13 protein-coding genes and 1 riboswitch are annotated in these 12,392 nt (G+C 64.6%); of the genes, 1 reads left to right on the forward strand and 12 read right to left on the reverse strand.

Annotation, left to right across the window (positions count from 1 at the left end):
* Positions 1-4: 4 nt before the first annotated feature.
* The 11 genes from BOP93_RS19025 to cobO all read right to left on the reverse strand — a co-directional run bounded on the left by BOP93_RS19025 (position 5) and on the right by cobO (position 9,875).
* A complete protein-coding gene (locus tag BOP93_RS19025; protein WP_065884512.1) occupies positions 5-409 on the reverse strand; it encodes a MarR family winged helix-turn-helix transcriptional regulator in 405 nt (134 codons plus the stop codon).
* A gap of 42 nt (positions 410-451) precedes the next feature.
* Entirely contained in the window at positions 452-1,180 is a 729-nt protein-coding gene (locus tag BOP93_RS19030; RefSeq protein ID WP_104504208.1) for an adenosylcobinamide-GDP ribazoletransferase, read from the reverse strand.
* Positions 1,181-1,182: 2 nt separating this feature from the next.
* Positions 1,183-1,758: an alpha-ribazole phosphatase family protein gene (gene cobC, locus BOP93_RS19035; protein WP_104504210.1), complete on the reverse strand. Its 576-nt coding sequence runs from the start codon at positions 1,756-1,758 to the stop codon at positions 1,183-1,185.
* Positions 1,755-2,810, reverse strand: a complete 1,056-nt coding sequence (gene cobT / locus BOP93_RS19040; RefSeq protein ID WP_104504212.1) for a nicotinate-nucleotide--dimethylbenzimidazole phosphoribosyltransferase — start codon at positions 2,808-2,810, stop codon at positions 1,755-1,757. Before cobT ends, cobC begins: the two co-directional genes overlap by 4 nt.
* A complete protein-coding gene (gene cobU / locus BOP93_RS19045) occupies positions 2,807-3,328 on the reverse strand; it encodes a bifunctional adenosylcobinamide kinase/adenosylcobinamide-phosphate guanylyltransferase (protein ID WP_104504214.1) in 522 nt (173 codons plus the stop codon). Before cobU ends, cobT begins: the two co-directional genes overlap by 4 nt.
* Positions 3,329-3,878: 550 nt before the next feature.
* A complete protein-coding gene (locus tag BOP93_RS19055; protein ID WP_104504216.1) occupies positions 3,879-5,330 on the reverse strand; it encodes a cobyric acid synthase in 1,452 nt (483 codons plus the stop codon).
* Positions 5,327-6,316, reverse strand: a complete 990-nt coding sequence (gene cobD / locus BOP93_RS19060) for a threonine-phosphate decarboxylase CobD (protein WP_104504218.1) — start codon at positions 6,314-6,316, stop codon at positions 5,327-5,329. Before cobD ends, BOP93_RS19055 begins: the two co-directional genes overlap by 4 nt.
* Entirely contained in the window at positions 6,309-7,217 is a 909-nt protein-coding gene (gene cbiB / locus BOP93_RS19065; protein WP_104504220.1) for an adenosylcobinamide-phosphate synthase CbiB, read from the reverse strand. The genes cobD and cbiB overlap by 8 nt, the downstream gene beginning before the upstream one ends.
* Positions 7,214-7,864, reverse strand: a complete 651-nt coding sequence (gene bluB / locus BOP93_RS19070; protein WP_065895743.1) for a 5,6-dimethylbenzimidazole synthase — start codon at positions 7,862-7,864, stop codon at positions 7,214-7,216. The genes cbiB and bluB overlap by 4 nt, the downstream gene beginning before the upstream one ends.
* Positions 7,861-9,267 carry a cobyrinate a,c-diamide synthase gene (locus tag BOP93_RS19075; RefSeq protein WP_104504222.1) on the reverse strand — a complete coding sequence of 469 codons (1,407 nt, stop codon included), beginning with the start codon at positions 9,265-9,267 and terminating at the stop codon, positions 7,861-7,863. The genes bluB and BOP93_RS19075 overlap by 4 nt, the downstream gene beginning before the upstream one ends.
* Positions 9,264-9,875 (reverse strand): cob(I)yrinic acid a,c-diamide adenosyltransferase, encoded by a 612-nt coding sequence (gene cobO / locus BOP93_RS19080; protein ID WP_104504224.1) that lies wholly within the window; start codon positions 9,873-9,875, stop codon positions 9,264-9,266. The genes BOP93_RS19075 and cobO overlap by 4 nt, the downstream gene beginning before the upstream one ends.
* 79 nt (positions 9,876-9,954) lie before the next feature.
* Positions 9,955-10,211, reverse strand: a riboswitch (cobalamin riboswitch).
* Between the two features lie 99 nt (positions 10,212-10,310).
* Here cobO and BOP93_RS19085 point away from each other — a divergent pair.
* Complete coding sequence (locus BOP93_RS19085; protein ID WP_104504226.1) at positions 10,311-11,624, forward strand: PQQ-dependent sugar dehydrogenase; 1,314 nt, start codon at positions 10,311-10,313, stop codon at positions 11,622-11,624.
* Positions 11,625-11,763: 139 nt separating this feature from the next.
* Here BOP93_RS19085 and BOP93_RS19090 read toward each other — a convergent pair whose 3' ends face one another.
* Positions 11,764-12,303, reverse strand: a complete 540-nt coding sequence (locus tag BOP93_RS19090) for a C40 family peptidase (protein WP_065934936.1) — start codon at positions 12,301-12,303, stop codon at positions 11,764-11,766.
* Positions 12,304-12,392 lie beyond the last annotated feature (89 nt).

Genomic DNA, 12,392 nt, shown 5'->3' on the forward strand with positions numbered 1-12,392 from the left:
CCGTTCAGGCCAGTTCATCCAGCAAGGCCAACAGGGTTTCGCGCTTTTGCGCGCCAAGCTGATCGATCAATTTCTGTTGTGCCGCTTCCCATGCCGGCAGGGCCGCCGCCAAACGCTGCTGGCCCGCCTCGGTCAATACCACCAGGCGATTGCGCAGGTCATCACCCTCGACCAACCGCACCAGGCCGTCACCTTCCAGGACGCGCAGATTGCGCCCCAGGGTGCTGCGGTCCAGGCCCATGGCTTCGGCCAGGCTGGAAATGCTCGGCTGATCGAGACGTTGCAGGTTGCACAGCAAGGAATACTGCGCAACGTTGATCCCGAAGCCGTCGAGGGCGCCGTCGTAATGCCTGCTGACGCCACGGGCGGCACGTCGCAGGTTGGTGCATAAACATTGGGAGGCAAGCATGGAGCGTGTATATACCCGGAGTTGTGCAAATGCAAGAAAGTGTTACAACGCCAGCCCGATCAGCACAGCCGTTTCCAGCAGTTCCAGCAGGGCGCCGGCGGTGTCGCCGGTGGTGCCGCCGAGGCGCTTGATCATCACCTGGCGCAAGCCGATAAAACACACGGCAGCAAGCAGCACCGCCAGCCCACCGTTGAACCCGCCGATCAGGATGCAGGCCAGTCCGCTGAGGATCAGCACCTGCTGGCCGACTACCCTGGGCAAATGATCCGACAGCGCCTGCCCCAAACCACCCGCGCGCACGTAACGCGTGGTGAGAAACAGTGCCAGCATCGACGCCCGGCCGATCAGCGGCGCGAGAATCAGCGCAGCGCCATTGTGCTGCTCGATCAGCGTCACCAGCGCAGTGAACTTGAGCAGCAGCACCAGGCCCAGAGTGACCACGGCAATGGGCCCGCTGCGTGGGTCCTTCATGATAGTGAGGGTGCGTTCGCGGTCGCCGAAGCCACCCAGCCAGGCGTCGGCACTGTCCGCCAGGCCGTCCAGGTGCAGGCCGCCGCTGAGCAGCACCCAGGCGCTCAACAGCAGCGCGGCGTGCAGCAGCAGTGGCGTGCCCGTCAACACACCGTTCAGGCCCCACAGCAGCAGGCCGAACAGCAGGCCCACCAGCGGATAAAACAGCAACGAACGCCCCAGTTCCTGCGGCTGCGGCATGCCCGGCAGGCGAATCGGCAGGCTGCTCAGGAACTGCAGGGCGATCCAGAATGGCAGCATGGTCAGCCTCCTTCCTTCAACGTGCCATCGGTCGCGACTTGCAAGTTGAACAGCCCGCCATGGCCGACTTCGACATTCAGCAATTGTTCACGAGGCAAGCCGCGCGCGCGCGCCAACAGCAGCCGCATCACCCCTCCGTGGCTGATCAACAGCACGCGCTCACCGGCATGAGCCTGGCGCAGACGTGAGACAGCACCCAGCACCCGCTCGGAGAACGCGTCCACCGGCTCACCTTCCGGCGGCGTAAAGTTGTAGGGATCCGCCCAGAACAAGCCCAGCCCCTCGGCATCGGTTTCCATCAACGCCGCCGCGCTCTGCCCTTCCCAGGCGCCGAAGTGCAGCTCCTGCAGGTCTTTTTCCAGGCTGACCGGAAGGTTGAGGCGCTCGCCCAGCTCCTGGGCAAAGCGCGCGCAGCGTTGCAACGGCGAACTGATCAGCCGGTCCCACGGCCCCCGCCCTGCGACTGCGGCGCGCATCTGTTCCCAGCCTTTGGCCGTCAGGGAGTCATCCAGGCTGCCGCGCAGGCCGCCGCCCAACTCGGTTTCGCCGTGGCGCAGCACATCCAGGTGCAACGTCATGCCGGGCGGTCCGCCACGGCCGCTTCGGCGAAGGTCGCCATCTGCCCGTGCAACGCACAGGCCAGGCGCAGCAGCGGCACCGCCAACGCCGCACCGCTGCCTTCGCCCAGGCGCAGGCCCAGGTCGAGCAGAGGCTGCGCGTCAAGGCTGTGCAGCACGTGGCGATGGCCCGGCTCGGCGCCACGATGGCCGAACACCAGCCAGTCACGGCATGCCGGGTTCAAGCGCGTGGCGACCACTGCGGCGACGCTGCAGATAAACCCGTCCACCAGCACCACGATGCCCGCCTGGGCGCAGGCCAGATAGGCACCGACCAGCGCGGCGATTTCAAAGCCCCCCAGGTTGAACAGCGTCTGCAGCGCGTCGTCGCGCTGGGCCCCGTGCAGTCTCAGGCCGCGCTCGATGACCGCCACCTTATGACTGACACCCTGGGCATTCAAACCCGTTCCCGGCCCGGTCAGTTCACTCACCGGGCAATCGAGCAGCGCACAGGCCAAGGCACTGGCGGCGGTGGTGTTGCCGATGCCCATCTCGCCTCCGATAAACAGCTGTGCGCCGTTTTCCAGGGCGCGGTGTGCGCTGTCTCGCCCGGCCTGCAGGGCCTGATTGCCCTGAGCCTGGGTCATCGCCGGGCCGTTGACGAAGTTGGCCGTGCCCGCGCCGATATTCAGGTGACGCACGCCGGGCAACGCCAGGGAGGGCGTCACCGTGCCGAGATCGACCACCTCCAACTGCGCGTCCAGTTGCCGGGCCAACACGCTGATGGCCGCGCCACCGCTGACAAAGTTGTGCAGCATCTGCCCGGTCACTTCCTGGGGAAATGCCGACACACCTTCGGCGACCACGCCATGGTCGCCGGCAAAAATCGCGATCCACAGTTGATCCACCGACGGTTTGACCCGGGCCTGCAAACCGGCCAATTGCACCGCCAGCGCTTCCAACTGGCCGAGGGAACCGGCGGGCTTGGTCAACTGCTGCTGACGGTCCCGCGCCTGTTCCTGCGCAGAAGCATCGATGGCCTTGCAGGGGTTGAGCCACCAGGAATCGGTCATAACGCAGTACCTTTCAAAGTCAGGGGCAGGCCGGCCACCGTCAGCACCACACGCTGACACCGCTCGGCCAAGGCTTGATGCAGCCAACCGGCTTCATCCACATAACGGCGAGTCAATTCGCCCAGCGGCACGACACCCAGTCCGGTCTCGTTGCTGACAAAAATGATTTCACCCGGCAGCGACGCCAGGGTTTGCAGCAACTGATCGCGCTCGAACGCCAGGCGCTCGGCATCCTCGAGCATCAACAGATTGGTCAGCCACAAAGTCAGGCAGTCGACCAACAGGCAATGGCCGGCAGCGGCGTTTTCGCGCAACACACGCGCCAGCTCGACGGGTTCTTCGATCAGGCCCCAGTGATCGGGACGACGTTCACGGTGCAGGGCAACGCGCTGATTCATCTCACCGTCCAGCGGCTGGCTGGTGGCGATATAAATCACGGAGAGACCGCTGTCGACGGCGAGCTTTTCAGCCAGACGACTCTTGCCCGAGCGAGCGCCGCCAAGAATCAATTGATACATGAGCACATACCTTCCAAGGCCCGCGCCACCGAACAATGTGGGAGGGGGCTTGCCCCCGATGAGGGGGTAACAGTGAATACATCGATAACTGACCCACCGCCATCGGGGGCAAGCCCCCTCCCACATTTTGTCCGCGGCTGTCTACACAACTCAGTAGCACCCAAGCCTAACCACGATGCGCAGCGAGTCGCTCTTGATCTTGATCTTAGGCGCCCCGTTAAACCACGCTGGCCGAACGCAGGCTTGAATCCGTGGGTAACCCGGCAGGACGCCGGGTTAGCCGCACTGGGCCATGGATGGCCCATTGCGGCGGCCCACGGATTCAAGCCGGAGAGAGGGCACACCGAGCCAAAGCGAGGTGCCGAGTGGTGGGGCAAGAGCGTTTTGCTTACTTTTGCGCTTTTCAAAAGTGAGCCGCCGTAAGGGCGGAACCCAAAGTGGCCGTTACCTAAATAAAGGATATGTACTTGATCTGATCCAAAATACTGGCCAACCCTGAGGCCGCCATCGGGGGCAAGCCCCCTCCCACATTCTGTCCGCGTACACACCGTCAAAGCCCGCACAGTCTGCGCAACAAGTCCGTATCCAGATGGTGCTCCACCAAATCCGCCAACCGCTCGATATCCCGCTCACGCAGCGCGTGATAATCCACCTCCTGCACCTCCTGCAACCCCGCCCAGCGCAACAACGCACTGCACGCGGCCGGGGTTTCGAACAAGCCATGCAGGTACGTCCCGAGAATCTGCCCATCGGCACTCTGCGCACCGTCACTGCGCCCATCATCAAGCCGCACAGCAGCATTCGACAGCGCCCCGCCGCTCGTCACCCCCGCATGGATCTCATACCCACTGACCTCGGCATCCTCCAACAACAACCGTCCGCGCACATTGCGCAGCTGCTTCTCCTGCGCAAGCGTGGTACTGAACGCCAGCAGCCCCAACCCGTCGCTGGAGCCGGCGGCTCCTTCCAGACCGAGCGGGTCGTGCACCTGCTCGCCAAGCATCTGCAACCCGCCACAAATGCCCAGCACCTTGCCGCCATAACGCAAATGCCGCGCCACTGCCGTATCCCAGCCATTGGCACGCAAATACGCCAGATCACTGCGCACGCTTTTCGACCCCGGCAAGATGATCAGGTCGGCGGCCGGGATCGGCTGGCCCGGCCCGACGAATTGCAGGTCCACCTGGGGATGCAGGCGCAGCGGATCGAAATCCGTGTGGTTGCTGATGCGCGGCAGCACCGGCACCACCACCTTGAGCACCTGGGCGGCCTTGTCGATCTGGCGCTGATCGATGCCGTCCTCGGCCTCCAGGTGCAGGTCCATCACATAGGGCAGCACACCCACCACCGGCTTGCCGGTGCGCGCCTCCAGCCAATCGAGCCCCGGCTGCAGCAGCGCGATATCACCGCGAAAACGGTTGATGATGAACCCCCGAACCCGTGCCTGCTCGCTGGGGGACAACAACTCCAGGGTGCCGACCAGATGGGCGAACACCCCGCCGCGATTGATATCGGCGATCAACAGCACCGGGCAGTCCACGGCCTCGGCGAAGCCCATGTTGGCGATGTCATTGGCGCGCAGGTTGATTTCGGCCGGCGAGCCCGCGCCTTCGACCATGACCACCGCATAGGCCTGGCTCAACCGTGTGTGGGAGGCCAGCACCGCCTGCATCGCGATCGCCTTGTAGTCGTGGTAGGCGACCGCATTCATGCTGGTCACGGCGCGGCCATGGATGATCACTTGAGAACCGGTGTCGCTGTTGGGCTTGAGCAACACCGGGTTCATATCGGTGTGGGGCGCCAGGTGGGCGGCCTGGGCCTGTACGGCCTGGGCGCGGCCGATCTCGCCGCCTTCGGCGGTCACCGCGCTGTTGAGCGCCATGTTCTGCGGCTTGAACGGTGCCACTGCAATGCCCTGGCGCACCAGCCAGCGACACAGCGCGGTCACCAGCGTGCTTTTACCGGCGTCGGAGGTGGTGCCCTGCACCATCAGCGTACTCATGTCGCGTCCTTGTAGGCGGCCAGGGCCGTCTCGAGGCGCTGCCAGTCGGCCTCGCTGTCGGGCAGGCCGAAACGCACGCTGCTGTTGTGCACGAACAGGCGCAGCAGGATGCCGCGCTGGGCCATGAATTCATGCAAGCGTTCGGCATGCGGTGTGATCAACCACTGGAACAAGGCGCAGCCTCCGTGGGGTTCAAAGCCTTGACGTTCCAGCAGGTCGAACAGTCGCTGGCCGGCCTCGAGGCAACGGGTACGCTGGCGGGTGTGCCCGGCGTTGTCGCGCAGGCAGTGCTGGCCAATCACCCGTGTGGGCCCGCTGACCGCCCACGGTCCGACCTGTTCGGCCAACAACTTGAGCAACTTGCGCTCGGCCAGCACAAAACCCAGGCGCACCCCGGCCAGGCCGAAGAACTTGCCGAACGAGCGCAACACGATCAAGCCGACCTGATGGGTGTGGCTGGCCAGGCTCAAGTGCGGAGTAACATCCATGAAGGCCTCGTCCACCACCAGCCAGCCGCCGCGTTGGGCCAGCCGCGCATGCCAGTCGAGCAGGCGCTCAGGGGCCAGGTTCAAGCCGGTGGGGTTATTGGGGTTGACCACCACCAGCACGTCGAGGCCGTCGAGAAAGAAGTCGACTTCCTGCTCCTGCACTTCGCGCACCACATAACCGGCACGCCGCCAGGCCTCGGCGTGCTCGGCATAACACGGCGACAGCACCCCGACCTTGCCCGAACGGCGCAGGCGCGGCAGTAACTGGATCGCGGCCTGGGAGCCTGGCACCGGCAACGCTTGGGCGGCGCCGTAGTAGTCGCTGGCCACTTTCTCCAGGCCGTCATCGGCTTCGGGTAACCGCGCCCAGGCGCGCACAGGAATCTCCGGGATCGGCCACGGCCAGGGCGCCAGGCCAGTGGACAAATCGAGCCAATCCGCTTCGGCGATCCCGTATTCAATTGCGGCCTTACGCAGCCGACCACCATGTTCAAGCATAAAATTGCGCCCCCGCGCACAGGATCAGCAGCCACAACCAAACGCCGCGCTGCACCAGTTGCCAGCCGCGGTCGATGGCGTCAGCGTCGGCCGGCGGGCCTTCGCCCAACGGCGGGCGCTGGTGCACCTCGCCGTGATAGATCGCCGCGCCACCCAGTTCCACGCCCAACGCGCCGGCGCCAGCGGCCATCACCGGGCCGGCGTTGGGGCTGTCCCAGGTCGGCCCCTGGGTGCGCCAGCATCTGAGCGCCAGCCGCGTCTTGCCCAGCAGCGCGTAGGTTAATGCCACCAGACGTGCAGGAATATAGTTGAGCCCGTCGTCGATCTTCGCCGCCGCCCAGCCGAAGCGCTCAAAGCGTTCGTTGCGATAGCCCCACATGGCGTCGAGGGTGTTGCTCAGGCGATAGAGCACCACGCCCGGCACGCCGGCGACCACAAACCAGAACAGTGCGGCGAACACGGCGTCGCTGCCGTTTTCGAGTACCGACTCAGTGGCGGCGCGAGCCACTTCGGTGCGATCCAGCTCGCTGGTCTGGCGGCTGACCAGATAGCTCACGCGTTTGCGCGCTTCTTCCAGATCATCGCTGCGCAAGGCCTGGGCGACCGGGCTGACATGCTCACCCAGGCTGCGCATGCCCAAGGCGCAGTACAGCGCCAGGATTTCCAGCACCCAACCGATATAAGGCGCCCAGGATAATGCGGTGGCCAGCAGGGTCAGCGGCACCACCGCAATAAACCATGCAGTCACGCCATGACTGCGCCAGCCCCGGCCCCCCGTGTTGAAACGCTGCTCGATGCGCCCGGCAAAATTGCCGAACGCCACCAGCGGATGCCAGCGCCTGGGCTCGCCCAGCAGCGCATCCAGCGCCACGGCGGCGACACACAGCAAGGCCACACTCATTGACTCACTCCCCACAGGTTTTCATACAGCATGTCACTCAATGGCCGAGGTTCGGTCCAGCCTTCGAGTTGCAACATCGGTGCCGGATAGAATGCGGCGACCGGTCCCAGGCACAGCACCGCCAGAGGTTTGGCGCCCGCCGGCAAGCCCAGCAGGTCGGCCAGGGCCTGGGGTTCGAACAACGAAACCCAGCCCATGCCCAGGCCCTCGACGCGGGCGGCCAGCCACAGGTTCTGAATCGCGCAGGACAAGGACGCCATGTCCATTTCCGGCAAGGTGCGCCGGCCAAAGATGTGCCGCTCGCGATCGTCCATCAGTGCCGCCACCAGCACCTCTGCGCAGTCGTGGATGCCTTCGACCTTGAGCTTCATGAAGTCGTCGGAACGCTCGCCCAGGGCCTCGGCGGTGCGGATGCGTTCTTCTTCCACCAGTTGTTGAATCCGGCCCCGCAATTGACGGTCGCTGATGCGGATAAACCGCCACGGCTGCATCAGGCCGACGCTCGGCGCCTGGTGGGCGGCCTGGAGCAGGCGTTGCAGTAATTCAGGCGCGACGCTGCCGCCGCTGAAATGGCGCATGTCGCGGCGCTCGGCGATGGCGCGGTAGACGGCTTGGCGGTCGGCCTCGGGGAAGGCGTGGTCAGTCATGGCCTCATCGGGGGCAAGCCCCCTCCCACATTGGATGGGGTTTCAACTCGGTCAATTGTGGGAGGGGCGGTGCGACGATTCGACTTGCCCCCGATAGCGGTGTCGGGACCTGGCGCAAACAATGCGGCCACCGCCGCCGGGTTCGACGGAAAGTAAAAGTGCACATAGGAGGCCGTCATCCGCCCCTGCCGATACACCGCCTCGGCCCCGCGCCCGCCATTGGGGCTGAGCCCGCGGGCGATCGGCTCGCACTCAGTGCTGGTCAGGGAGTGGTGATAGGTATGCCCGCGCAACGTGCCCTCGGGCAGCTCCACGCTTTGCAGCGCCAGGGCCGCCAATTTCTTTTGCATCACGGCGTCGCCCTGCAGCAGGCCGAGCAGTTCGGCGCGGTTGCCGTCGACATCGGTAAGCGAGTCGAGCAGGTACAGCATGCCGCCACACTCGGCGAGCAATGGCTTGCCGGCGGCGTGATGGGCGCGGATTGCCTCAAGCATCGCGGTATTTTGCGCCAGCGCCAAGTGATGCAATTCCGGATAGCCACCCGGCAGGTACAGGCTGTCGACGTCAGGCAGCGCATGATCGTGAATGGGCGAGAAGAATGTGAGCTGCGCGCCCATTGCCCGCAGCAGGTCGAGGCTGGCGCCGTAGGTAAAGGCGAAGGCTTCGTCACGGGCTACCGCAATGCGCACCCCGGCGAGCAGCGGCTCGGCCGCGATGACGGCGGGCGCGGCAAACGTCACCGGCGGCGGCACGGCCACTTCGCAACTGCTGCCCAGGGCTTGGGCGGCGGCGTCCAGGCGCGCGTCGAGGTCATTCAGTTCGCTGGCCTGCACCAGGCCCAGGTGCCGGCTGGGCAGTTCTATGCCGGTTTCGCGCGACAACGCGCCGTACCAGCGCAACCCTTCGGTCAGGCTGCCCTCCAGCAACTGCGCATGGCGCAGCGTGCCGACGCGGTTGGCGAGCACGCCGGCGAAGGGCAGGTCCGGCTGGTAGCGTGCCAGGCCCAACGCGAGCGCGCCGAAGGTCTGCGCCATGGCCGTACCGTCGATCACCCCCAGCACCGGCACACCGAAATGCCGCGCCAGGTCGGCGCTGGACGGGGTGCCGTCGAACAGGCCCATCACGCCTTCGATCAGGATCAGGTCGGCCTCCCCCGCCGCTTCCCACAACAAGCGACGACTTTCCTGCTCGCCGACCATCCACATGTCCAACTGATACACCGGCGCACCGCTGGCGCGTTCGTGAATCATCGGGTCAAGGAAGTCCGGCCCGCATTTGAATACGCGGACCTTGCGCCCCAGGTTGCGGTGCAAGCGCGCCAACGCGGCGGTGACCGTGGTTTTGCCTTGGCCGGACGCCGGTGCGGCGATCAATACGGCCGGGCAATGACGGGGCTGATTCAAAGTTCGACGCCTTTCTGAGCCTTGATACCGGCCTGGAACGCGTGCTTGAGCATGCCCATGTCGGTGACGGTGTCGCCCATTTCGATCAGTTCAGGCTTGGCGCCCCGGCCGGTGACCACCACGTGCTGCATCGGCGGACGGGCTTGCAGGTCGCTGAGCACCTGGTCCAGGTCGAGGTAGCCGTGCTTGAGGGCGATATTCAGTTCGTCCAGCACCACCAGGCCGATGGAGGGGTCATTCAGCATGGCCCTGGACACCGCCCAGGCCGCTTCAGCGGCGGCGATATCGCGCTGGCGATCCTGGGTTTCCCAGGTAAAGCCTTCGCCCATCACATGGAAGCGCACTTGTTCGGGGAAACGGCGGAAGAAAAGCTCTTCGCCGGTACTGTGACGCCCCTTGATGAACTGCACCACGCCACACTGCATGCCATGGCCCATGGCCCGGGCCAGCATGCCGAAGGCCGAGCTGCTCTTGCCCTTGCCGTTGCCGGTCAGCACCAGCAGCAAACCGCACTCATTGGGCGAATTGGCGATGCGTTCATCGATCACGGCTTTTTTGCGCAGCATGCGCGCCAGGTGGCGTTCTTCGCGGTCGGGGGTATCGGTCATGGCAGCTCTCCGTTGGGGCTGGACAAAAACGGCGGGCAGGAAAAAAGAAAAACAGACAGCCAAGCATCGCCCACCGTGATGCTGTTGAATGTTTCAGGCCGGTCTCCGGGCTCATGAGTGGCGCTCTGTCTGTGTAAAAGACCGTGCAGGCCGACGGCGCGCCTTCCCATATCGCCTGCGATACAGTGGCTAACAACGCCGTCTTGACTCATTTACCGTTGCGGGGGCAGCGCCGGAATTGCGGCAGCACTGTGTACAAGTGCGCTCACTCACCGGCTTCCCTGTTTCACTCCGTCGACGCAAACGCCACAGAGCACCTGGAACAAGCCGCGAAGGTTAGTGGGTTGGGGGTGGAGCGTCAATTAAAGCTGGCCCTGCACTTGAACCATCAAGGTGATGTGCTTCTCTACCCTTACAGGTATTCAGGAGAACACCATGCATAAAACCAGACTTGCCTTACTGATCATGCTGGCCGGCACCCTCGCCGCCTGCGGAGAAAGCTCAACCCTGCAAGTGACCGATGGCACCGGGCCCTCGCCCAAGCTGCCGGAACCGAACAAGACGCTGATCCCCACCGTGAACATCGCGCCGGCGGTCGGCTGGCCCGACGGCGCCAGGCCCACCGCCGCTGCCGGCACGCAGGTGGCTGCATTCGCCGAGGGCCTGGAGCATCCGCGCTGGCTCTATGTGTTGCCCAACGGCGACATACTGGTGGCCGAGACCAACGCACCGCCCAAGCCGGATGACAGCAAAGGCGTGCGCGGCTGGGTCATGGAAAAAGTCATGGGCCGCGCCGGCGCGGGTGTGCCAAGCCCGAACCGCATCACCCTGCTGCGCGACGCCGACCACGACGGCGTTGCCGAAACGCGCACGGTGTTCCTGGAAAACCTCAACTCACCGTTCGGCATGGCCCTGGTCGGCAACGACCTGTACGTGGCCGACTCGGACAAGTTGCTGCGCTTCCCCTATCAGCCTGGCGAAACCGCGATCAAGGCGGCCGGCACCAAGGTCGTCGACTTGCCGGGTGGCAGCCTCAACCATCACTGGACCAAAAACGTGGTGGCCAGCCAGGATGGCAGCAAGCTGTATGTGAGCGTCGGCTCCAACAGCAACGTCGGTGAGAACGGCCTGGAAGCCGAAGAAGGCCGGGCGGCGATCTGGGAAGTGGACCGCGCCACGGGCCAGCATCGTATTTTCGCCTCCGGCCTGCGCAACCCCAACGGCATGGCCTGGGAACCCCAGAGCGGCAAGCTGTGGACGGCGGTGAACGAACGCGATGAGATCGGCAGTGACCTGGTGCCGGACTACATCACCTCAGTCAAGGATGGCGCCTTCTACGGCTGGCCTTTCAGCTACTACGGCCAACATGTGGATGTGCGCGTCACCCCGCAAAACCCGCAACTGGTGGCCAAAGCCATTGCGCCGGACTATGCGGTCGGCCCGCATACCGCGTCGCTGGGGCTGACCTTCGCCACCGGCAACAAACTTCCTGCGCAGTTCAGCAACGGTGCGTTCATCGGCCAGCATGGCTCGTGGAATCGCAAGCCGCACAGCGGCTACAAGGTGATTTTCGTGCCGTTCGAGGGCGGGCAGCCTAAGGGCAAGCCGGTGGATGTGCTGACCGGGTTCCTCGATAAAGATGAGAACGCCATGGGCCGGCCGGTGGGCGTGGTGATCGATCAGCAAGGGGATTTGCTGGTGGCGGATGATGTGGGGAACAAGGTGTGGCGGGTGTCTGCTGCCAAATAAATATTTCCGAGACAGATACAAAACCAATGTGGGAGGGGGCTTGCCCCCGATGGCGGTGGGTCAGCTGAAAATTTATCAACTGACCCTCCCTCATCGGGGGCAAGCCCCCTCCCACATTTGAATCGGGTCTATGTCTGATTCAGGGATTGCGTGCCAGGTTGGCCGGCAGTACGCGCTTGGCACTCAGGTAAGCATTCTGCCAATACGCCTTGGACAGCGTGTCCAGCTTCACTGTACCGCCGGTCTGCGGTGCGTGCACAAAACGGCCCTCGCCCACGTAGATCCCGGCGTGGCTGACCCGCGAACCGCCACCGGTGGCAAAGAACAACAGGTCACCGGTTTGCAGGTTCTGCTCGCTGACGTCCTGAGCACGCATCACGATCAACTCGCGGGTAGTGCGCGGCAAGGTGATACCGGCTGCGTCACGGTAGACAAAACCAATCAGCCCGCTGCAATCAAAGCCCGAGTCCGGGGTGTTGCCGCCCCAGCGATACGGCGTGCCCACCAGGCCCAGCGCGCGGAAGAGCACGTCTTCAGCGGCAGGCGAGAAATTCTGGGTCGAATAGTTGAACACCGGCTTGGGCTTGACCGCTACGGGAGCGGGCGGCGGTGGACGGTTCGCGCAGGCGCTGAGGAGCGCGGCGCAAACAAGCAGAATGAGGCGGGCCGAGGTCGACATGTGCAGAACAATCCTGGACTGGATGCGGCTTTCGCTGCCGAACGCTGAAAACCAGAACGCGCAAGCAGGGCTCGCGCGAACGGATTACA

It is taken from the genome of Pseudomonas orientalis (assembly GCF_002934065.1).
Lineage (GTDB): Bacteria > Pseudomonadota > Gammaproteobacteria > Pseudomonadales > Pseudomonadaceae > Aquipseudomonas > Aquipseudomonas orientalis_A.